This window comes from Candidatus Dormiibacterota bacterium (genome assembly GCA_036495095.1).
GTDB lineage: Bacteria > Chloroflexota > Dormibacteria > Aeolococcales > Aeolococcaceae > CF-96.
Map to the genome: position 1 here is coordinate 1 of DASXNK010000062.1, position 21,060 is coordinate 21,060.

At 74.0% G+C, this 21,060-nt stretch carries 22 protein-coding genes; 11 read left to right on the plus strand and 11 right to left on the minus strand.

Annotated elements, in window-relative coordinates; translation table 11 throughout:
- The 5 genes from VGL20_06360 to VGL20_06380 form a co-directional block, all read right to left on the minus strand.
- Positions 1-757 (minus strand): ABC transporter ATP-binding protein (locus tag VGL20_06360; protein ID HEY2703294.1); only part of this gene is annotated, 757 nt, incomplete at its 3' end.
- A gap of 120 nt (positions 758-877) precedes the next feature.
- Entirely contained in the window at positions 878-1,588 is a 711-nt protein-coding gene (locus tag VGL20_06365) for a response regulator transcription factor (protein ID HEY2703295.1), read from the minus strand.
- Entirely contained in the window at positions 1,575-2,783 is a 1,209-nt protein-coding gene (locus tag VGL20_06370) for a sensor histidine kinase (protein ID HEY2703296.1), read from the minus strand. Before VGL20_06370 ends, VGL20_06365 begins: the two co-directional genes overlap by 14 nt.
- 69 nt (positions 2,784-2,852) lie before the next feature.
- Entirely contained in the window at positions 2,853-3,179 is a 327-nt protein-coding gene (locus tag VGL20_06375; protein ID HEY2703297.1) for a hypothetical protein, read from the minus strand.
- Positions 3,180-3,224: 45 nt separating this feature from the next.
- Positions 3,225-5,504: an EAL domain-containing protein gene (locus VGL20_06380; protein ID HEY2703298.1), complete on the minus strand. Its 2,280-nt coding sequence runs from the start codon at positions 5,502-5,504 to the stop codon at positions 3,225-3,227.
- A 563-nt stretch (positions 5,505-6,067) separates the two neighbouring features.
- On the opposite strand from VGL20_06380, the gene VGL20_06385 reads away from it, so the two are divergent.
- Genes VGL20_06385 through VGL20_06405 form a run of 5 tightly spaced genes read left to right on the plus strand, consistent with a single transcriptional unit; the run spans position 6,068 to position 10,882 of the window.
- Positions 6,068-6,958: an ABC transporter ATP-binding protein gene (locus VGL20_06385; GenBank protein HEY2703299.1), complete on the plus strand. Its 891-nt coding sequence runs from the start codon at positions 6,068-6,070 to the stop codon at positions 6,956-6,958.
- The gene (locus VGL20_06390; GenBank protein ID HEY2703300.1) at positions 6,942-7,643 is read left to right on the plus strand and encodes an ABC transporter ATP-binding protein; all 702 of its coding nucleotides are present in this window, start codon (positions 6,942-6,944) and stop codon (positions 7,641-7,643) included. The genes VGL20_06385 and VGL20_06390 overlap by 17 nt, the downstream gene beginning before the upstream one ends.
- Before the next feature lies 1 nt (position 7,644).
- Complete coding sequence (locus VGL20_06395) at positions 7,645-8,526, plus strand: branched-chain amino acid ABC transporter permease (protein HEY2703301.1); 882 nt, start codon at positions 7,645-7,647, stop codon at positions 8,524-8,526.
- The gene (locus VGL20_06400) at positions 8,523-9,611 is read left to right on the plus strand and encodes a branched-chain amino acid ABC transporter permease (GenBank protein ID HEY2703302.1); all 1,089 of its coding nucleotides are present in this window, start codon (positions 8,523-8,525) and stop codon (positions 9,609-9,611) included. Before VGL20_06395 ends, VGL20_06400 begins: the two co-directional genes overlap by 4 nt.
- Positions 9,608-10,882 carry an ABC transporter substrate-binding protein gene (locus tag VGL20_06405; GenBank protein HEY2703303.1) on the plus strand — a complete coding sequence of 425 codons (1,275 nt, stop codon included), beginning with the start codon at positions 9,608-9,610 and terminating at the stop codon, positions 10,880-10,882. The genes VGL20_06400 and VGL20_06405 overlap by 4 nt, the downstream gene beginning before the upstream one ends.
- A 10-nt stretch (positions 10,883-10,892) precedes the next feature.
- Here VGL20_06405 and VGL20_06410 read toward each other — a convergent pair whose 3' ends face one another.
- Positions 10,893-11,624, minus strand: a complete 732-nt coding sequence (locus VGL20_06410) for a hypothetical protein (GenBank protein ID HEY2703304.1) — start codon at positions 11,622-11,624, stop codon at positions 10,893-10,895.
- Between the two features lie 122 nt (positions 11,625-11,746).
- On the opposite strand from VGL20_06410, the gene VGL20_06415 reads away from it, so the two are divergent.
- Both VGL20_06415 and VGL20_06420 read left to right on the plus strand, forming a co-directional pair.
- Positions 11,747-12,691 (plus strand): diiron oxygenase, encoded by a 945-nt coding sequence (locus VGL20_06415; protein ID HEY2703305.1) that lies wholly within the window; start codon positions 11,747-11,749, stop codon positions 12,689-12,691.
- Positions 12,692-12,717: 26 nt separating this feature from the next.
- Complete coding sequence (locus tag VGL20_06420; protein HEY2703306.1) at positions 12,718-13,056, plus strand: hypothetical protein; 339 nt, start codon at positions 12,718-12,720, stop codon at positions 13,054-13,056.
- On the opposite strand, the gene VGL20_06425 is transcribed toward VGL20_06420, so the two are convergent.
- Positions 13,048-13,902 carry a class I SAM-dependent methyltransferase gene (locus tag VGL20_06425; GenBank protein HEY2703307.1) on the minus strand — a complete coding sequence of 285 codons (855 nt, stop codon included), beginning with the start codon at positions 13,900-13,902 and terminating at the stop codon, positions 13,048-13,050. The genes VGL20_06420 and VGL20_06425 overlap by 9 nt on opposite strands.
- 165 nt (positions 13,903-14,067) lie before the next feature.
- On the opposite strand from VGL20_06425, the gene VGL20_06430 reads away from it, so the two are divergent.
- The 3 genes from VGL20_06430 (at position 14,068) to VGL20_06440 (ending at position 15,848) form a co-directional block, all read left to right on the plus strand.
- Positions 14,068-14,448 (plus strand): PadR family transcriptional regulator, encoded by a 381-nt coding sequence (locus tag VGL20_06430; protein HEY2703308.1) that lies wholly within the window; start codon positions 14,068-14,070, stop codon positions 14,446-14,448.
- A 68-nt stretch (positions 14,449-14,516) separates the two neighbouring features.
- Entirely contained in the window at positions 14,517-14,924 is a 408-nt protein-coding gene (locus VGL20_06435; GenBank protein ID HEY2703309.1) for a DUF6166 domain-containing protein, read from the plus strand.
- Between the two features lie 54 nt (positions 14,925-14,978).
- Positions 14,979-15,848, plus strand: a complete 870-nt coding sequence (locus VGL20_06440; GenBank protein HEY2703310.1) for an aldo/keto reductase — start codon at positions 14,979-14,981, stop codon at positions 15,846-15,848.
- On the opposite strand, the gene VGL20_06445 is transcribed toward VGL20_06440, so the two are convergent.
- A complete protein-coding gene (locus VGL20_06445; protein ID HEY2703311.1) occupies positions 15,827-16,417 on the minus strand; it encodes an NAD(P)-dependent oxidoreductase in 591 nt (196 codons plus the stop codon). The two genes, VGL20_06440 and VGL20_06445, sit on opposite strands and share 22 nt — an antisense overlap.
- On the minus strand, positions 16,318-16,821 hold the full coding sequence (locus VGL20_06450; protein ID HEY2703312.1) for a hypothetical protein: 504 nt from the start codon (positions 16,819-16,821) through the stop codon (positions 16,318-16,320). The genes VGL20_06445 and VGL20_06450 overlap by 100 nt, the downstream gene beginning before the upstream one ends.
- 61 nt (positions 16,822-16,882) lie before the next feature.
- On the opposite strand from VGL20_06450, the gene VGL20_06455 reads away from it, so the two are divergent.
- Positions 16,883-17,665, plus strand: a complete 783-nt coding sequence (locus VGL20_06455) for a hypothetical protein (protein HEY2703313.1) — start codon at positions 16,883-16,885, stop codon at positions 17,663-17,665.
- A gap of 11 nt (positions 17,666-17,676) precedes the next feature.
- Here the strand turns inward: VGL20_06455 and VGL20_06460 are convergent, their stop codons facing one another.
- Together VGL20_06460 and VGL20_06465 are read right to left on the minus strand one after the other, a co-directional pair.
- Positions 17,677-19,203 (minus strand): DUF2156 domain-containing protein, encoded by a 1,527-nt coding sequence (locus VGL20_06460; protein HEY2703314.1) that lies wholly within the window; start codon positions 19,201-19,203, stop codon positions 17,677-17,679.
- Positions 19,196-20,980, minus strand: a complete 1,785-nt coding sequence (locus VGL20_06465; protein ID HEY2703315.1) for an alpha/beta hydrolase-fold protein — start codon at positions 20,978-20,980, stop codon at positions 19,196-19,198. Before VGL20_06465 ends, VGL20_06460 begins: the two co-directional genes overlap by 8 nt.
- Between the last annotated feature and the right edge of the window lie 80 nt (positions 20,981-21,060).

Genomic DNA, 21,060 nt, shown 5'->3' on the forward strand with positions numbered 1-21,060 from the left:
GCAGCCGGGTCTGCCGGCGCGCCAGCAGGTCGGCGATCGGGCCCTGGAAGAGCAGGCGTCCGTGGTCGAGGACGACCAGCCAGTCGGCGAGCTGCTCGACCTCGCCGAGGAGGTGGCTGCTCACGAACACGGTGGTGCCGCGCTCCCGGAGCGACCGGAGCAGGGAGCGCATCGCGATGATGCCCGCCGGGTCGAGGCCGTTGCTCGGCTCGTCGAGCACGATCAGCTCGGGGTCGGGAAGCAGCGCGGCGGCGACGCCGAGACGCTGCTTCATGCCGAGCGAGTAGCGGCGGTATTGATCGCGGGCGCGATCGGTGAGGTCGACGATCTCCAGCACCTCGTCGACACGCCCGCGGGTGTACCCGCCGAGGCTGGCGAGGACCTCGAGGTTGCGCCGCCCGCTGAGCGCCGGATGGAACGCGGGTCCCTCGATCAGCGAGCCCACCCGCGAGAGGTACGCGGCCGGGTTGCTGACATCCTCGCCCAGAACCTCCGCGCTGCCGCCGCTGGGACGGATGAGGCCGAGGAGCATGCGGATCGTGGTCGTCTTGCCGGCGCCGTTGGGTCCCACGAAGCCGGTGATCGACCCTCTCGGCACGTCGAGGTCGAGCCCGTCGACGGCGCGGACGCCGCCGTACATCTTGGTGAGCCCGGTGCTGCGGATGGCCCGGACGGCGATGCCCGGCGACCGGAGGGGCGATGGCCGCCCGCTGTCGTCGTCGACGTCGGGATCGAGGAGCGGTGCGACGGATGCCATGCTCGGTGGGTCTCCTGAGCGGTGGTCGGGTCGCTCCCCATCATCGGCACCGCCGCCGCTCCTGTCGTCCATCTCCGAGACGATCCTGGTCATCCTCGAGGATGAGTCTCGAGGAGGACCTCAGCTGCCGGGGATGACGAAGCCGGTCTCGTAGGCGAGCACCACCGCCTGGGTGCGATCGCGCAGGCCGAGCTTCATCAGCAGGTGGGCCACGTGGCTCTTCACCGTCGCGGTGCTGAGCACGAGCTGCTCGGCGATCTGCTGGTTGGTGTACCCGCGCGCGATCAGGCGGAGCACCTCGCCCTCGCGCCCGCTCAGCTCGCCGAGCACGCCCGGGTCGGCCCGGCGGGGGGAGGGCAGGGCGACGAAGCGCTCGATGAGCCGCCGCGTCACCACCGGCGCGAGCAGGGCGTCGCCGGCGGCGACGGTGCGGATGGCGGCGGCGAGCTCAGCGGGCGGGACGTCCTTGAGGAGGAAGCCTGCGGCCCCGGCGCGGAGGGCGTCGTAGACGTACTGGTCGAGGTCGAAGGTGGTGAGGATCAGGATGCGGGTGGGTGGGTCGCCCTCGAGGGACGTGATCCGCCGGGTCGCCTCGATGCCGTCCATCAGCGGCATGCGGATGTCCATGAGGACGACGTCGGGGCGGGTCTCGGCGGCGAGCGCCACCGCCTCGGCCCCGTCGGCGGCCTCGCCGACGACCGCGAGGTCCGGCCGCGACTCCACGACCATCCGGAAGCCCGCCCGCACCAGCGCCTGGTCGTCGGCGATCAGGACGCGGATCGTCTCCGGTCCCTCCGGGACGCCGGCGGTCCCGGCCTCAGGCGGGATCACGCGGCCAGGAGCCCGTGGGCAGGTGGGCGACGACCCGGAAGCCGCCACCGGGGATGCGGCCGGCGTCGAGCCGGCCCCGGAACAGGGCGACGCGCTCGCGCATCCCCACCAGCCCGCGACCCGCGCCGGGCAGGGAGGTGGGCACGGTCGCGACGCCGCCGTCGTCGACCACGCTGAGCTCCACACCGTCCTCCGTGTACCGCACCGTCACCTCGGCACGGGTCGCGCCCGCGTGCTTCAGGGTGTTGGTCAGCGCCTCCTGGATGATGCGGTACGCACAGACGTCGAGCGCGTCGGGCAGCGGTGCCGGCGGGCCGTCGACACGCACCCGCACGTCGAGCCCCGCCGACCGGCTCTGGGCGGCGAGCTGGGCGAGCTGACCGAGGCCCGGCTGCGGCGCCAGGGTCACCCCGTCGCCCTCCTCGCGCAGCACCCCGACGACCGCGCGCATCTCCGCCAGCGCCTCGCGGCTGGTCGCCTGGATGGTCGCCAGGACGGCGCGGGCACGCGCCGGGTCACGCTCGGCCAGCTCCTCGGCGGCGCCGGCCTGCACCGCGATGGCGCTGACGTGGTGGGCGACGACGTCGTGCAGCTCCCGCGCGATCCGCGCCCGCTCGGCGAGGGCGGCGCGCTGCGACACCACGGTCTGCTCGCGCTCGAGCCGCTCGGCGCGCTCCTCGAGCGCCGCGAGGTAGGCGCGACGGGTGCCGATGTTGTCGCCGATCGCCCAGGCACCGGCGACGAGGATGGTGTCCGCGACGAGGTCGTGGAGCGCACCGCTGCGGCCGAGGAGATAGGCGACGACCAGGACGAGGCCGTTGCACCCGGCGACCGCAAGCGCGGCCCCCAGGGCCCGGGGGCGCGGAGAGCGGGTGGCCACGGTGAACATGGCGACGACCAGGGCCGGGCCGCCGAGGCGCAGGTCGGGGGTGGCCTGCACCAGCCCCACGACCACCGCGCTCTCGACGGCCGCGAGGACCGCGACCGGCCAGCGCCGGCGCACCAGCAGCGGAAGGCTGGACCAGAGTGCCAGCACGACACCGAAGGCGCTGGCGGACACCACGTGGCGCTCCTCGCGGACGCCGACGGCCCAGGCGAGCGAGACCGCGGCCACGAGCACGGTGAGGCCCACGTCGAGAACCCGATCGCGGATCGATCCGGCGTCTGCGCGCTGCGCCGGCGCGGTCCTGGCCATACCTCCGAACCGTACGTCAGGGACGGCCGCCGGCGCATCGCTCCGCAGACGTCATCCCCGAGGATGACCTCAGCGCCGGCGCTGGGCCAGTCCGACCACCGCCACCGCCCCGGCGCCGAGGGCGAGGAGCAGGAGGCCGGCGTCGAGAGCGACGGCGGCCGCGCTCACCTGGACCGCCCGAGAGGCGGCGAGGCCGCCACCGAGCACGCACGTCACCACCACCGCGATGCACATCCGCAGCGTCGCCGGCGTCACCCACGTCCTGCGGAGCGACCCCGAGCTCGGCCGCGACGCCATCGCGAGCATGAACAGGTCCGCGACCGGGACGGCCGGAGCCGCCCAGCGCGGCAGTGCGGGCACCGGCCGGTCGGGGACCCGGGTCAGGCGGTTCGCCATGCCGGGATCGTACCGGCGCGGCGCGACGATCGCGTGGCCCTTCGCTCACGATGCGCCGTCGGCGCCGGCGGGGATCGGGATCTGGGCGGCGATGAGGCTGGCGAAGATCCGCATCACCTCGAGCCCCGGATCCGACAGGGGAACACGGCGTTCGCTGTCGCCGCCGAGGGTGCCGAAGATGCTCCCGTCACCGAGGATGACCGGCACACCGACGGAGGTCCGCCGATCGTCCGGCGGCGCGAGGGTGCCGCACCCGGACGCGCTGATCGGCGAGGAACCGCGGCTGAACAGGGTCTCCTGGTCGCCCCGCTCCCGGTGGAGGCGGGTCAGGTACACGGAGTCGAGACCGGTCAGCCGCTGCAGCTCGACGAGCAGCCCGCGGACCAGGTCGTCGACCGGCGGCTCCAGGGCGGTCACATGGAGGGCGCTCTCCAGAGCCGCCCAGCGCATGTCCTCGATCGGTGGCAGCGGTGAGACCCGCAGCATCGGAGGGATCAGGTCCGGCTCGACCGCGCGGCTGATCAGGTATCCCTGCAGCTGGCCACAGCCCTGGCGGACGAGATACATCCGCTGCTGCTCGGTCTCGACCCCCTCGGCGACGACCTCGAGCCCGAGCCCCAACCCCATGGCGACCGTGGCCGACACGATCGGGCACTCCGAGTCCATGCTGGTGATCCGGGTGATGAAGGAGCGGTCGATCTTGAGCATGTCGATGGGAAAGTCCTGCAGGCGGCTGAGAATCGAATAGCCGGTGCCGAAGTCGTCGATGGCGATGTGGACCCCGAGCGCCCGGATCTCCCGCAGCATCGACAGCGCCTCCCCCTCCTGCTGCACCGCGGCGCTCTCGGTGAGTTCCAGCTGCAGCAGCCGGGGATCGAGCGGGGTCTCGCGCAGCACCCGGCGCACCTGCTCGAGCAGCGCGTGGCCGGCGAGGTCCCGTCCCGAGACGTTGACGGCGATCGACACCGGCCCGGCCCCGGATCGCGCCCAGGCGCTCGCCTGGCGGCACGCGGTGTCGAGCACCCAGGCGTCCAGCTCCACGATCAGCCCGCTCTCCTCCGCCAGCGCCAGGAACGCGTCCGGCGCCAGCAGCCCCCGCCGCGGGTGGTTCCACCGGACCAGCGCCTCGACGCCGACCACCGCGCCGCTCCGGCTGTCGACCTTGGGCTGGTACCGGAGGACGAACTCCTCCCGGGAGATCCCCTCGCGAAGCTCCTGCTCCAGGGTGATCCGGCCGAGCACGGCGGCGTGCATCTCCTCGGAGAACAGCCGGTGACGATCCTTGCCGGCCGCCTTGCCGGCGAAGAGGGCGACGTCCGCGTTGCGCACCACGTCGGTGGCCGCGGCGGCGGCATCGCCCGAGAGGGCGATCCCGATGGTGGCGCCGAGGGTGACCGAGCGCCCGGCGACCGCGAACGGCCGCCGCATGGCGAGGACCATGCGGCCGGCGACCTCGACCGCCTCCCCCTCCCCCACCAGGTCCTCGAGAAGGATGCCGAACAGGTCGCCGCCCAGCCGCGCGGCGGTGTCGGCCGGCCGCACCCCGGCGGCGAGCCGGCTCGACACCTCGAGGAGGAGCTCGTCGCCCGCGGAGTGGCCGAAGCCGTCGTTGACGGTCCTGAAGTTGTCGAGGTCGAGCATGAGCACCGCGTACCGGCGCGAGCTCCGCAGCAGCCGCCGGTGCACGTGCTCGACGCGGTCGTGGAAGAGCGCGCGGTTGGGGAGCCCGGTCAGCGAGTCGTGGAACGCCTGGTGCTCGAGCTCGCGGTTCAGCCTGATCCGCTCGGTGACATCGTCGATGACGGTCAACCACACCCTCAGTCCCTCGAAGTCGACCTCGCGAACCTGGATCTCGACGTCGAAGGCGCGCCCGCTCTTGGTGCGATGGCGGATCCCCTGGAACTCCCTCCTCCCCTCGACGGCGATGGCCGCGGCGATCTCGGTGAACTGCGCGTGCTCGTCCGGCCAGCGAAGGTCCGGAATGGCCATGACGAGGAGCTCCTCCTGGGTGTAGCCGTACTGGACGACCGCCGCCTGGTTGGCCGCCAGGATGCGGAAGGTGCCCGCCTCCCACACGAACATCGGCTGCGGGTTGTCCTCGAAGAGGGCGCGGAAGCTGCGCGCCCTCTGGACCAGCTCGGCGTGCAGCCGCACCTGCTCGGTGACGCGCTCCTCGGCGCGGCGACCGGCGACCTCCGTACGCCGGCGCACCAGGCGGTGCAGCGCCAGCGCGCCGGCGGCCGCGACCGTCACGACCAGCCCGCTGGAGAGACGGAAGGCGATGACCGGCAGCAGGGGACGCACCCGCATCAGGGTTGTGGTCACGCTCCTCCAGGGATTGCGACTCACGGATCACCGCCGCCAGGTGCACGCAATCGTCGATCCGCGCGCGACAACGAGGGATGCTTTGCGACAGTGTACTCCAATCGGCGAGGTCCGTCTCAGATCGACGCAGATTGGACGTGGGCGACCGCCACCGCGGCTGACCGCGGTCACGCGCTGTTGAACCGTCGGGTTGGGTGACTGCAGTCACCAAAAACACTGCGACCCCGGTCACTCCCGTTCCAGCTCAACGATGGCGGCCTCCTGATGGAAAATCCCACCCCACCACATCGACTTGCGGAGACGCTGCCGCCGGGATTCACGACTGCTCCGCGCCAGCCTCACGGGCGGTTCTCGAAACCGCAAACCCGGCGAGCCGGAGAGGCAATCCAGGCGATCCGATTCCTGTCACCGTGTCCCGGTACGTCGGCACCGGCCGCGCCCGGCTCGTCGAGACGTTCCCCCCAGCCGGGGGCGCGCACCGTCGCGGACACCCGCTGAGCCGGGACGGATCCGGGGCAGTCTGCACAATGGCGGGCGGCGTGCCGGACAGTACGCTCTGAACCATGGTGGCTGGTCGTGGGGGGAGGTGTGGTGTCACTCTCACCGCCGGCCTCGAGCCGGCGCGATGGGACGGCCGTCCCGGCGCGCACCCGGCCGGCGTCGCACCCGCCCTTCTCCAGGTTCGCGACGTCAGCCTGGCCTTCGGCGGGGTGGTGGCCCTCGACCGGGTCGGCTTCGACGTCGCGCCGGGCGCGATCTGCGGGCTGATCGGGCCCAACGGTGCGGGCAAGACCTCGATGGTCAACTGCATCACCGGCGCCTACCGCCCGGATGCCGGCGACATCGTGTTCGACGGGACCAGCCTGCTCCGCACCCCCGCCCATGGCATGGTGCGACGGGGCATCGCCCGCAGCTTCCAGAACCTCCAGCTCTTCGCCTCGATGTCGGTGCTGGAGAACGTCCTCGTCGGTGACCACGTCCGCATCGACGGCGCCTTCCTCACCGCCGGGATCCGCGCCCCCCGGGTGCGGCGGAACGAGGCGTCGGCTCGCGACCGTGCTCGGGAGGCGCTGCGCACCGTCGGCATCGAGCGGCTCGCCGACCAGCCCGTCGCCGCGGTCCCGTACGCGGCGCAGAAGCTCACCGAGATGGCCCGTGCGCTGGTGTCGCGGCCGCGCCTGCTGCTGCTCGACGAGCCCGCCGGCGGGCTGAGCCGCGGCGAGGTCGACGGCCTCATCGCGCTGATCCGGCGGGTTCGCGACGAGTACGCCCTCGCCATCCTGCTCATCGAGCATCACATGAACCTGGTGATGTCGCTCTGCGACCGCATCGTCGTCCTCGACTTCGGCCGTGCGATCGCGACCGGGACCCCCGCCGAGATCCGCACCGATCCCGCGGTGATCGACGCCTACCTCGGCATCGACGAGGACGAGGACGATGCTCGAGCTCACTGACGTGGTCGCGGGGTACGGCGGCAACACCGTCCTCCACGGCGTGTCGCTCACCGTCCCGGAGCGGTCGATCGTCTGTGTGCTCGGCGCCAACGGCGCGGGCAAGACCACGACCCTGCGTGCGATCTCCGGGACGGTCCGGCGCTCGGGGGCGATCCGCCTCGACGGCCGTGCCATCGACCGGGCGTCGGCCGAGCAGATCGCCCGCTGGGGGGTCGCCCACGTCCCCCAGGGGGGCAGCGTGTACCGGAGGCTCACCGTGGAGGAGAACCTGCGGATGGGCGCGCACCTCCGCCGCGACCGCGACGTGCGCGCCGACCGGCATCGGCTCAGCGACTACTTCCCCTGGTTGAGCAGGCGGTGCGACCAGCTCGCCGGCACGCTGAGCGGCGGCCAGCAGCGCATGCTCGCCATCGCCCGCGGCCTGATGATGCGCCCGTGCCTGCTGATGCTCGACGAGCCCTCGCTGGGGCTCGCCCCGCTGGTCGTGAAGGAGGTGTTCGAGGTGGTGCGAACCATCAGCGCCGAGCTGGGGATGGCGGTGCTGGTGGTCGAGCAGAACGCGCGCCTGGCGCTGCGGTCCGCCGTGCACGGGTACGTGCTCGAGGCCGGCGCGGTCGCCGTCTCCGGTCGCAGCGAGGTGCTGCGCGCCGAGGACTCGGTGCGCCGCTCGTACCTCGGCGACTGAGATGCGCCAGCTCAGCCAGCAGGTGGTCAGCGGCCTCGCCTCGGGCGGCATCTTCGCCAGCCTGGCACTGGCCTTCGTCCTGGTCTACCGGGCCATGGGGGTGGTGAACTTCGCCCAGGGCGAGATCGCGATGTTCACCACCTTCATCGCCTGGTCGCTCCTGGAGACGGGGATGCCCTACCTGGCGGCGTTCCTGCTCGCCGTGGTCGCCGCCTTCGCCATCGGGGTCGGGGTCGAGCGCACCGTCATCCGTCCGGTCGAGCGCGGGCCGGTGCTGGCGACGGTGATCGTCACCATCGGGCTCGCCACCGTCTTCAACGGGCTGGCCGGCGCGATCTGGCTGTACATGCTGAAGGCGTTCCCCAGCCCCTTCAGCGCGCGCACCGTCACCGTCGACGGCGTCGCCATCAGCTACCAGGACCTCGGCCTGATCGGCGCCTCGCTGGTGGTGATGGTGCTGATGTACGGGTTCTTCCAGCGCACCCGCCTGGGACTGGTGATGCGCGCCGCCGCCCTCGACCCGGTCACCAGCCGGCTGCTCGGGGTGCGCGTCGGCTGGATGCTCGCGCTCGGCTGGGGGCTGGCGGCGATGGTCGGCGCGGTCTCGGGGATGATGGTGGCGCCGGTCGTGTTCCTCGAGCCGAACTTCATGCAGACCGTCGCCGTCTACGCCCTCGCCGCCGCGGTGCTGGGCGGGATCGACAGCGCGCTGGGCGCGGTCGTCGGCGGCGCCATCGTGGGCGTGACCGTGAACCTCGCCGGCACCTACCTCGGCTCGATCGGGGCGTCGCTGCGGCTGGTGGTGGCGCTGGCGATCATCGTCGGGGTGCTGGTGGTGCGGCCCTCGGGGCTGCTCGGACGCCCGGACGCGCAGCGCGTATGACCGGCGCGCCGCCCGCCGCCGGCCGGCGCCGTCCGCTCCTGCCCGGCGCCGTCGCCCTCGGCCTGCTCGCGGTGCCGCCGCTGCTGCTCCCCGACTTCGTCACCTACGACCTCGCCTACGCCGGCGTCTACGCGATCGCGATCCTCGGACTGGTCCTGCTCACCGGGTTCTCGGGGCAGATCTCGCTCGGTCAGGGCGCCTTCATGGCGATCGGCGGCTACGCGTCGGCCATCCTCGTCGCCACCGCCGGGTGGAGCCTCTACCTCACCATCCCCGTCGCCGGTGTGCTCGCGACCGTCGTCGGCATCGTCGTCGGCATCCCCGCGGCACGGCTCACCGGCATCTACCTGGCACTGGCGACCTTCGCGCTGTCGCTGGCCGCGCCCGCGCTGCTGAAGGAGGCCGTCCCCCTCACCAACGGCGCCCGCGGCATCGTGGTGAGCAGCGCCGCGCCGGTGGGGCCGCTGACCCAGGAGCAGTGCCAGTACTACCTCTGCTGGGGGATCGCCGCGCTGCTGCTCGTCTTCGCCGTCAACCTCGTGCGCGGCCGCTTCGGGCGCGCGCTGGTGGCGGTGCGCGACAGCGAGGCCGCGGCGCGTGCGTCCGGGATCAACGTGCCCCTGTACCGCGCCGCCGCCTTCGGGATCTCGGCGTTCTGCGCGGGCATCGCCGGGGCGCTGCTGTCCGATCTCGCCGGCTTCGTCAACCCCGACAGCTTCGGCCCGCAGCTCTCCATCACCGTCCTCGTCGGCGCGGTGGTCGGCGGCGTCGGCTCGATGCTCGGCCCGGTGCTGGGGGCGCTGTTCGTCGAGTTCCTGCCGATCCGGGCACAGGACATCCCCCGGGTCGGCACCGCCGCACCCGCGGTGATCGAGGGGGTGCTGCTCATCCTGGTCGTGCTGGTGGCGCCCACCGGTCTCGCGGGCCTGCTCCAGCGCGCCGCCGCGAGCACGCAGCAGCGGTTCTCTCGCCGCCGCACGCCGCCCGCGACCGGCGCCGAGGCCGCACTCCTCTCCGCGGAGCTGCGCGGGGTCGCCATGGTCATCGAGGCTCACAGAGCCGAGGAAACGGAGGTCAGGCAGTGAGATGTCGCCATCACCGGCCGGTCGGCGCGGTCATCGCCGCGGTGGCGGTCACCCTGAGCGCCTGTGGCGGCGGCGCCGCCACGGGAGCGGCTCCGCACGGCGATTCCACCGGGGTGACCGCCGGCTCCATCGTGCTCGGGACGACGTTCGCGCTGAGCGGGCCGGCCTCGGCGTACGGGGTCATCCCGAAGGGCACCCAGGCCTACTTCCAGTACGTCAACGACCACGGCGGGGTGAACGGGCGCAGGATCGACTACCGGGTTCTCGACGACGGCTACAGCCCGCCGCAGACGGTGCAGCTGACCCGCCAGCTGGTGCAGCAGGACAGGGTGTTCGCCATGGTGGGCGGCTTCGGGACCCAGCAGCAGATGGCGGTGCGCCAGTACCTGAACGACAGGAAGGTGCCGCAGCTCTTCGTCACCAGCGGCGCGTCGACCTGGGGCGCCGACTACCGGAGGTACCCCTGGAGCATGAGCTGGCTGCCGACGTTCGCGACCGAGTCGAAGATCTACGCCGACCACGTCAGGCAGATCGCCCCCGGCGCGAGGATCGGGGTGCTGTACCAGAACGACGACTTCGGCCAGGACTACATGACCGGGCTCGAGCATGGGCTGGGAGACTCCGCCCGCCAGATCATCGACCGCGAGCCCTACGACGTCAGCGCCGCGGACCTCTCGTCGCAGGTGGCCCGGCTGCGCGGCTCGGGTGCCGACACGCTCTTCATCTTCGCCACCGCGCGGTTCGCCATCCAGACGATGGTGAGCGCGTACAGGCTCGGCTGGCACCCGCGGATCATGCTGTCGTACACCTCCGCCGCCTCGACGATCATCAACGCCGTCGACAGGGCCGCCGGGTCGGCGGACGCCACCGAGGGCATCACCAGCGTCGGGTTCGAGCTCGACCCCGGCAACCCCGCCGACGCCACCCTCCCCGGCATCCCGCTGTACCAGCAGATCATGACCAGGTACCTGCCCGGCGCCGACCAGAGCAACGTCTTCTACCTCACCGGGATGAGCAACGCCTACATGGTCGTCGACGCGCTGCGGCGGGCGGGCGCGGACCTCACCCGCGAGGGGCTGATGCGGGCGGCGGCCAGCCTGAGCGAGTCGTCGAACCCCTTCCTGCTCCCCGGCGTGGTGGCGAAGACCACCGCGACCGACCACTTCCCGATCACCCAGATGGAGCTCGGCCATTTCCACAGGGGCGTGTTCCAGCTGTCCGGCACCCTCGAGGACACCCGCAGCACCGTGCTCGCCCTGGTCGGCTCCTGAACGGCGGCGTCTAGCGCCGGCGGGAGCGGCCCCTCAGGGTCAGCAGGGTGGCGGCGGCGAGCAGCGCCACCGCGGCCACGGCCACGGCGGCGTACACCAGCGTGTGGTCGGGGACGACCACCGGCACCACCGCGTTCGAGACCACCAGCGCGATGGTGCCGAGCGCGGTGACGTTGGCCGCGTAGCTGTCCGGGGAGGTCCCCAGCGGCTGGGTGTCGAGCCTCATCCACTGGCCGTCGGCGAACCGCTCCAACACCGGGTTGGGGGTGCCCGCGGGGCCGCGCAGCACCACGGTGACCTGCTGTCCGGGGCGGAGGGCGAGCGGGGTGCCGTTGGCGGAGACGACGAACTGGTAGACGTTGCCGTCGAGGCGGCCGTCGAGGGGCAGCAGCCGCGGCGACGGCGCGCAGAGGATGGCAACCCGGATGGTCACCGCCCCCGGCGGCACCGCGAAGGCGTTCGCCGGGGCGAGCAGCTCGGCCTGGGGCGGCTGCTCCTCGGTGCCGTCGGCGATCGCCGGGCTCTGGCCGTTCACCACCGGAAGGTTGTGGTCGATCGTCGACGGCGGCTTCTGCTGAGCGTCACCGGGGGGCGGCTGGCAGTACCGGTAGGGTTCCGCGGTGGCGAGGCCGTCGTAGAGGGCCGGCTGCGACGCCGGCCCGGCGAGCCACGCGACCGCGAGCAGCACCGCCCCGGCGGCGAGCACCGCCGCGGGACGGCGGCGCGACCGTGACCCCAGCATTCGCGCAACCCTACCCAACGAGGTCCGGTGGGAGTGGGACTTTCGCCGGGGCGTGCGGTACATCATCAGTCGATGTAGCATGTCCATCTGACGCGTTGCCGGCGACATCGGGAGGAGGGTCGATGGCCACGGTCCTGGACCAGGAGCAGCGCGGCGATGCGCAGAGCGACGAGGGCTTCCGCTCGCTGACCGCCCGGTTGAACCGCGCCTCGGTCGAGAAGCACTTCGACGCCTACACCGACGTCGACTGGGACGCCCCCGAGTGCGCGCTCACCGCCGACGACCCGCGCCTCGAGCTGCCCGACTTCGACCCGCTGGCCACCACCGAGTGGTACCGCTCCCAGCCCCGGGAGGTGCGCTCGCGGGTCTGCCTGTACCGGGTCGCCGCCTACATGAAGATCGGCTGGCACTTCGAGAACCTGCTCCAGCGCGGCCTGCTGGCGCGGGCGATGCAGCTGCCCAACGGCACCCCGGAGTTCCGCTACATCCACCACGAGCTGATCGAGGAGTCGCAGCACACGCTGATGTTCCAGGAGCTGGTGAACCGCTCCGGACTGCCGGTGCGGGGCATGCCCGCCCTGGTGCGGGTCCCGGTCGCGATGCTCTCCATCCCGGTCGCGAAGATGTTCCCGACGGTGTTCTTCGTCGCCGTCATGGGGGGCGAGGATCCGATCGACCACATCCAGCGGATGCTGCTCCGCGACGGCATCGAGCACCCGCTGGTGGAGCGGATCATGCGCATCCACGTGACCGAGGAGGCCCGTCACCTGACCTTCGCCCGCCATGTGCTGCGCCTCGAGGTGCCCCGGCTCAGCCGGTTCCGGCGCACCGTGCTCTCGCTGCTGGCGCCGCTGGAGCTGTCGCTGCTCGCCCACATCATGCTGGTGCCTCCCGCCGACATGGTGCGCAACTGCGGCATCCCGCGCGCGGTGGTGCGGCGGGCGTACCGCTCGCCCGAGGGGCGCCGCTTCATCGCCGACTCGGTGCGCAAGAGCCGCCAGCTCTGCGCCGAGCTGGGACTGCTGACCCCGGTGTCGCGGCTGGTCTGGCGGCTCGCCGGGGTGTAGCTGCCTGCCCGGCTAGACTCGCGCCGATGCGCACCAGCTTCCGCATCCGGCAGTCGTCGCGGCTCAACCTCACCGGCTACGAGGTGACGGTGTGCGACCGCTCCGGCGAGACCCTGCATCCACTGCGCGGCGACGCCGCCGACGTCGCCTGGCTCTTCGAGACCGACAAGGGCGCGCGGGTCCGGGTCCTCGGCGGCGTCCACGTGGTCGACGGTCGGAGCGTCCCCCCGGGCCAGACGCTCCCCGGCCACAGCGAGTACGTCGTGACCGGCGACCCCGAGGACCGGGTGCAGTTCACCGCCGTGACCCGCGAGGGCTCGATGAACTACGAGGGCCGCGGGCTGCGCGACCCGGGTTCAGGCTGAGGCCTTCTCCGCGACCACCACCGCCACCTCGGCGGGGGCGCCGAGCCCGCCGTCCTCCGCCACCGCCACCGCGCCGACGTGGGCGACCATGGCGTCGCGCACCTCCCGCTGCTGCTCGGGGTCGAGGCGGTTGACGTACAGCCCGGACAGCGGGCCGCCGAGGATGCCCGCGTCCGCCGCCACCTCCGCCGAGGGGAAGCGCATCCGGCCGCCGACGGCCTCGTCGTGCAGCACGGTGAGCCCGGTCTCGGCGACCATCCGCGACAGCACCCCGGGGAGCCCGTAGAAGAACATCATCGGGCACACGCTGGCGTAGTAGCGCGCCCGGCTCTCGATGAGGTCGATCACCGGGGAGAACCACACCCGCGGGGCCGCGCCCCAGACCACCACCATCAGGCGGCCGCCGGGACGCAGCACCCGGGCCATGTGCCGGAGCGCCGCCCGCGGGTCGTAGCAGTACATCAGCCCGAAGCTGCAGGTGACCACGTCGAAGGCGGCGTCGGGCTGGGACAGCCGCTCGGCGTCGTCGACGGCGAACCCGAGCCCCGGACCGGCGAAGCGCGCCGCGGCCTGCGCCACCATCGGCGGCGCGAAGTCGAGGCCCAGGGTGCTCCCCCGGGGCAGCCGGTCGGCGAGCGCGCGGGCGGTCACCCCCGGTCCGCAGGCGATGTCGCAGCCGTTCCCCTCCGGGTCGGGCGCGAGCAGGTCGAGACCGCGGGCGGTGAAGGGGGCGGTGCGCTCGGTCCAGAGCCGCTCGTACTCGCCGGCGATGCGCCCCCAGGCGTTGCGCATCCCGGTCTTCTCGGCGGGCTCCTCGGGCGGAGGCGGGTCGACGTCAGCGCTCATCGATGCGAGGTAGTCTGGCATGCGGCCGTCCCCTGCCGAGAACCGGCGCTTGACCGGATCGGGGTCAAGCTGTCAGTTTGGACAGGAGAGCGAGGTCACCGATCCACGACCCCCGGCGTGCGGGGGCCAGGGCCGGCGCCGGCCGGCCGACGAGGGGACGGCACGATGAGCGGAGAACACCGCGACTGGCGGAACGCCGGAGAGACGTTCCGTCCACGCAACCTGCTGCAGCCCTGCCTGCTCATCCTGCTGGAGGAGGAGGCCGGCTACGGCTACGAGCTGAACCAGCGGCTCGAGCACCTCGGCGGCGTCCGCTGGGACATGCCCGCCGTGTACCGCGCCCTCAACGGGCTCGAGGACGGGGGGATGATCACCTCCCACTGGGAGCGCTCGGAATCGGGTCCGGGGCGGCGCTGCTACGCCACCACCTCCACGGGCCGGGAGGTGATGGCCGGGTGGGCCCGGGAGCTGGCCGACACCGACACCATCCTCCAGACGGTGCTGCGCCGCTACGAGGCGGTCGCCCCGGAGCCGGCGGCTCGCTGAGCGGGCCCCCGGCGAGGCCGGACCGGGGGTTGCGGCGAACGCATGTTCGCCCGTAGAGTGGAGCGCCCATGGAGACGCCGCCCGACAGCCCCTACTACCGCCCCCGCGCCCGTGAGCGCATCTACCGCGGCCGCTTCCGCGTCGAGGACGGCATCCACGAGGTGACCGTCGACGGCTGGCGGCCGCTGGTGCACATCGTCCGGCAGTCGCCCGAGGGCTTCGCCTGGGGCTACGACGGGCCCAGCCCTCAGGACCTCGCCCTCGCCCTCCTCGCCGACGCCCTCGGCGAGGACCCGGAGCCAGGCTGGAACGACGGCCGGACGCTCAGCGACGACCTCTACCGCACCTTCCAGCAGGATGTGCTCAGCCGCGTCCCGGTGGGCAAGGGGTGGATGCTGCGGCGCACCCACATCCTCCGATGGGTGGGTGAGCGGGTGCCCGCCTGCCGGGCAAGGAACGGCGCCGAGCCGGTTTGACCCTCGCGGTCCCGGCTTCCAGACTGGGGTGCAGGCCCGTCATGGAGGACTGCCATGCGCAGCGTCAGCGACCGTCCCGCGACCGAGAGCGGCACCTTCACCCTCGGCGGCGACCTGGTGGTGCACCGCCTCGGCTATGGCGCGATGCAGCTCACCGGGCCCGGGGTCTGGGGTGACCCGCCCGACCACGACGAGGCGATCCGGGTGCTGCGCCGCGCCGTCGAGCTGGGGATCGACCTCATCGACACCGCCGACTCCTACGGCCCGTACGTTGCCGAGGAGCTGATCGCCGAGGCGCTCCACCCCTACCCGGCCGGCCTGGTGATCGCCACCAAGGCGGGCCTGGTGCGGACCGGGCCGGACCGGTGGCATCCGCTGGGACGGCCCGAGTACCTCCGCCAGGAGTGCCTGATGAGCCTGCGCCGGCTCCGCCTCGAGCGCATCGACCTGTTCCAGCTGCACCGCGTCGACCCGCTGGTGCCGCTCGAGGACCAGGTGGGCGAGCTGCGCGCCCTCCAGCAGGAGGGGCTGATCCGCCACATCGGCCTCTCCGAGGTGACCGCGGAGCAGATCGAGCAGGCGCGGCGGATCGCCGAGATCGTCAGCGTCCAGAATCGCTACAACCTCGCCGACCGCGAGCACGAGGCGGTGCTCGACCACTGCGAGCACGAGGGCCTGGGGTTCATCCCCTGGTTCCCGCTCGCGACCGGACAGCTGGCGCGGCCGGGCAGCCCGCTGCAGACCATGGCGGACGAGCTGGGGGCGACCCCGGCGCAGCTCGCCCTCGCCTGGCTGCTCCACCGCTCGCCGGTGATGCTCCCCATCCCCGGCACCCGCTCCGTCGCCCACCTCGAGGAGAACGCGGCCGCCGCCACCCTGCGCCTCTCGGCCGAGCAGGTGGATCAGCTCTCCCGGCTGGCCTGAGCCGCCACCGGTCCGGCGTTCACGCAGTCACGGAGCGGCCGGCCCTCGTCGAGGCGGCGCACGTTCTCGACGACGCGCTCGGCGATGCCGCGGTAGGAGACGTCGGTCACCCCCGCGATGTGCGGGGTGGCGAGCACGTCGCTGCGCCCGGCGAGCGGCGACCCGGCGGGCAGCGGCTCCTGGTCGAAGACGTCGAGCGCGGCGCCGGTGAGCAGGCCGCGGTCGAGGGCGTCGAGCAGCGCCGCCTGGTCGACGACGCCGCCGCGCCCGGCATTGACGACGCAGGCGCCGTCGGGCAGCAGCGCCAGCGCGCCGGCGTCGATCAGGCCCCGCGTCGCATCGGTGAGGGGCAGGCAGAGGAAGAGGCAGTCGCTCTGGCGGAGCAGGTCGGGCAGCCGGTCGGCGCCGCCCAGCCAGTCCAGCCCCAGCCGGGCGGCGAGCTCCGGGTCGCGCCGGCGCCTCACCCCGATCAGGCGCATCCCGAAGGGACGCAGGCGGAGCGCCAGGGCCTGGCCGATACCGCCCAGGCCGACGATGCCGGCGGTGCGACCGGCCAGGGCGCGGCCGATGGGACCGCCCCACGTCGACCCGCTGCGGGTCCCTCCTGCAGCACCGGCAGCCGGCGGCTCACCGCGATCGCCGCCATCACGCACCACTCCGCGACCGATTCCGCGTTGCCGCCACCTCCGGCCGGAACATTGGCAACCAGGATGCCGCGCCCGGTCGCCGCGGCGATGTCGACGCCGTCGAGCCCCGCGCCCCACTGCTGGATCAGGCGCAGCCCCTCGACCGCGTCCATGAGCTCGCCGTCGACCCGGCTCATCGCCGGCACCAGCACCTCGGCGGCGTGACCGCCCTCGCGCAGCCGCGAGACCGGCACCATCTCGACCGATACGCCCGGGAGGATGGCCTCGAGGTGCTCGCGGATGGCGGCGAAGGCGGTTCCGGCGACGGCGAACCGGGTCGGCGACACCGCCCCATTCAAGCAGGCCGCGCCCTCCGGGCACGGCCGGCCGCCCGCATACCATTGCGACGTGGAACGCAGCGCACCCGGCCGCGCCGTGATCGCGCTCGGGGTGGGGGCGGTGCTCCTGGCGCTGACCTGGCGGGCCTCGCCCCTCCCCTCGCCTCCGATGTACGAGGGCCTCACCGCCCAGGCGGAGCCGTATCGCTACCTGCATCCGCCGCCCGGGCTGGGCTCGACGCCGCGGCCGTCCGGCGCCCGAGCGACCAGGCCGCTCGAGGGCGGGCAGAGCCCGGCGCTGAGCCCGGCCACCGCGGAGATGCCTCCGCAGGCGCAGCTGCTCGCCGCCCGGGGCTCGTTCATCGTGCCCACGGGAGCGACCGCGGTGACGGCGACGATCGCTCCCGTCGACCCTCCTCCCGCGGCACCGATCGGCGGCGAGGTGGCCGGCAACGTGTACGACGTCAGCGTGGCCGCCGCCGGTGCGCCCCTGGCGGTGCGGCCCGGCCGTACGGTGACCGTGGTGCTGCGCGGCCCCGCGGGCATCGGCAGCCCCAGCATCGAGCGATTCGCCGGCAATGCCTGGACCCGGCTGGAGACCCAGCCGCTGGGAGCCCTCGCCGGCGACTCCTACGCCGCCGACACCGGCGCCCTCGGCGAGTTCGCGCTGGTCGCGCCCCCGGGAGCGTCGCCACCGAGAAGCGGCACCGACACCGTCGCCATCGTCCTCGCCGCCGGCGCGGTGCTGCTCACCGCCGCGACCCTGCTCGCCCTGCGGCGAAACCGGCGGGCGCGGGTGGCGGAACCTCCGGGGAGGCGGCGGAGGGCGCCCCCGCCGCGCCGGCGCCGGTGACCGGCCCGGGCCTACCCTGCCCGGCGGCTCCGTCCGGCGTGCACCGCGAGCAGCGCGCCCAGCACCCGCAGCGACGAGGGCCCGCCGCGGAGGGCGATGTCCCGGCTCTCCCACCGAGGGGCGAACTTGTTCTTGAAGCGCGCCAGCGACCGGTACTGGTAGCCGCCGAGGCCGTGGCCGTAGAGGACCCGGCGGACCGCCCGCGCCAGGCGGCCGTCGGGGGCGTCTCCGGCGGAGTCGCGGCAGGGCACCGAGCCCAGCGAGGCCACCCTCATCCCCCGCCGCTGGGCCTCGAGCAGCGCCTCGGTGAGGCAGAGGTCGACGGCGCCGGGGCCCGCCCGGGGATGGCGCCGCACCAGGTCGAGGGCGATGCCGTCGTGCCCGAGGCGGAGCCAGGAGCTGAAGGCGTGGACCACCCCGCCCGGCCCGCGCACCACCACCAGCCAGGCGCCGGGGTCGACGGTCTCCTGGAAACGGCCGAGGGAGAAGCCCATCTCCCGGTTCGAGCGCCGCTGCAGCCACGCTCGTGACACCGGCTCGAGCTCGCCGCGGAGCAGCGGCTCGGCGGTGGCCCAGGGGGCGATCGTGGCGGTGAGCCCGGCGCGGCCCGCCCTGCAGACCTCGCGCCGGAGGTTGCCCCGCTCCGGCACCGCCAGGGTGAACGTGGTGAGGTCGACGACCGCCTCCTCGCCGAACTTCAGCAGCCGCATGCCGGCGGCGCGGTAGGCGTCACGCAGCCCCGGGGCGGTCTGGTAGAAGCACGGCTCCCAGCCGCGGCGCGAGCAGGCGGCGGTGAACTCCTGGATCGCCGCCGGCTGCGCCTCCCGGGAGGCCAGCGGGTCGCCGACGCAGAGGGCGACCCCGCCGAGGGTCCGGAATGCGCTGATCGCGCCCCCGGGAAGCTCCACCGCCCGCTTGTCCGTGGTGGCGACGAAGCAGCTGATGTGGGTGCGCCCGTGGGCGCTCCGGGCGCGCTCGAGGTCGCCGGGGGTGACGCTGCGGAGCAGCCGGCCGCCCCGCGGGTAGCGGGCCACCACCGCGCCGGCGGCGAAGCCGCCGAGCATGAACGGCACCGGCACCGGTCCGGCGTGGGCGTGGGCGCCGAGGGCCAGCGCGAGGGTCTCGGCGGCCACCCCCGCGACCGCCAGGCCGCGGCCGGCGCCGGCCGGCACGGCGCCGCGGCGCACCGGGTAGGCGAGCACCAGCAGCACCGCCGCCCCGGCGAGCATCCAGGCGGCCCGCCAGGGATGCACCGGGGCGAGGGCGGCGGCGCTGATGCCGGCGAGGAGCACCCCGGCGGTGGTCCACCAGGCGAGCGGGCGCCCCAGGCAGATGCCGAGGGCGAGGGCGGCGATCGCCGCGGTGCCGGCGACCACCAGCCCCGGGGGGGTCGGGCCGTGCCCCGGGACGAGGTGCGGACGGGCGGCGAGGATGGACACCCAGGCACCGATCAGGGCCAGTGCGGCGCCGCCGCGGACGCCCGCGCCGGTGGCGGTCTGAGGCAGCCGGCGGCGCAGCCGCGGGTCGACGCTAACCATTGCAGGTCATCCGGCACTGCGGCGTGCCCGGGTCGGAGCCCCAGAGACCGCCCAGCCACTGCAGGCTGTGGACCATCTCCAGGCGCCAGGCCTCCCAGCCGTGGCCGCCCGCGACCAGGTCCTGGTGCACCGGCTGCCAGTCGAGGCGGCCGAGCTCCTGCACGAAGCTCGCCTGCTGGGGGAGGAACGCCGTGTCGCTCTGGCCGGCGCCCAGGAACAGCGGCATCCGCGCCACCGGGGCCAGCTGGGGTGCGAGCAGCCTGGGGCTGTTGGCCGCGACCGCGGCGGGCCCGAAGAGGTCGCGGCGGGCGTCGAAGAAGCCGGAGTAGCTGGCCGCCCAGCGGAAGACGTCGGGGTGGCGCATCGCCAGGTTCACCGCACCGAAGCCCCCCGAGCTCAGCCCGGCCACCCCCCGGAAGGGGACGCCGAGGGTGCGGTAGCGGTGGTCGACCTCGGGGACCGCCCGGGTGATCAGCCAGTCCTCGACGCGGTCGCCGCGCTGGCCGTTGCCCCACTCGGCGTCGCTCAGCGCCTGGCCGTTGCCGTTGGGCATCACCGCGATCACCGGGGGGAGCTCGCCCGAGCCGATCAGCTGGTCGAGCACCTGGGGCAGCTGGGCGCCGTCACCGATCCAGTTGTCCTCGTTGCCGGGGTAGCCGTGGAGGAACCAGATGACCGGGAAGTCGCGGCTCCGCTCGGCGGCGTAGTCGCCGGGGAGGTAGACCAGAGCGGGCCGGTTGTCGACGCTGAAGGACTCGAGGTGTCCGGGGCGCTGGCGTCCCGGCAGGGTGTCGGCGACGACGGCGTGCGCGGCGGCGCCCTGGGCGCCGGGTACGGTGGTGCCGCCCGCCGCCAGCGCCGGGCCGCCGCCGGCGTTGTGGGCGCCGCCGGTCGCCGGCGAGGAGTAGTCGTAGAGGGCGCTGATCGGGCCGTCCTGCACCGCGGTCATCGCCGGGCCCGAGGCCACCGCCGCGAAGAGCACCAGCGCCCCGAGGCCCGCCCAGGCGCCGCGCCTCCGCCGCACCGCCCGCACCACCCCGGCGAGGTCGCTGCGCAGCAGCTGGCCGAGGGCGGCACCGACGCTGACCACGAGCAGGGCGAGGAGGATCATGCCCAGCGGCTGGAGGATCCAGCCCCGGACCCGCAGGTGGGCGGTGAGCCCCTCGGTGGTGGCGGTGCGGGTGCCCCGCACCAGGAAGGGGCCGACCTCGATGGCGAGCAGGCTGAGCACGCCTCCGATCCGGGCGGCGCGCACGCCGCCGCCGGCGGCCACCACCACCGCCGCGGACCCGCCGGTGACCAGCAGGGTCCCCAGCAGCGCGCCACGCTCGTCGTCCATGCCGAGGCCGACCACCCAGCCCTGGAGGCCGGCTCCGAAGAGGCGCCAGAGGCCGGCGCTGAGCGCGATCACGGCGAGCGTGCTCAGCAGCGGCGGCAGCCACCTCCGGGCCCGGCGCCGCGACGCCGTCACCGCCTCGGGGGTCGCGGCCACGGGCTCGGCCGCCGCCGGTTCCGGTGGCGCCGTCGCGACCGCGACCGGGGCCGGCGCGGACGCCGCGGTGGCCTCGGCGGCGGCCGGAGACGCGGGCGCGGCCGGACGCGACCGGACGCGCCGCCGCCGCGGTGGCGCGGTCGCAGGTGCCGTCGGGGCGGCGCTCAGCTCCGGCCCGGCGGGCACCGGAGGATCGAGGACGGCCACCTCGGCCGACATCTGGTCGAGCAGGCGCCGCATCCTCGCGACGCCGTCCTCATACCCGGTGCCCTGGTGTGCTCCCACTAGCTCCTTCCCTGCGGGGGCACGCGCAGCCGATCGCATCGACGATCGCGGTCCCCCTCGTCGTGAATCCCACCATTTCC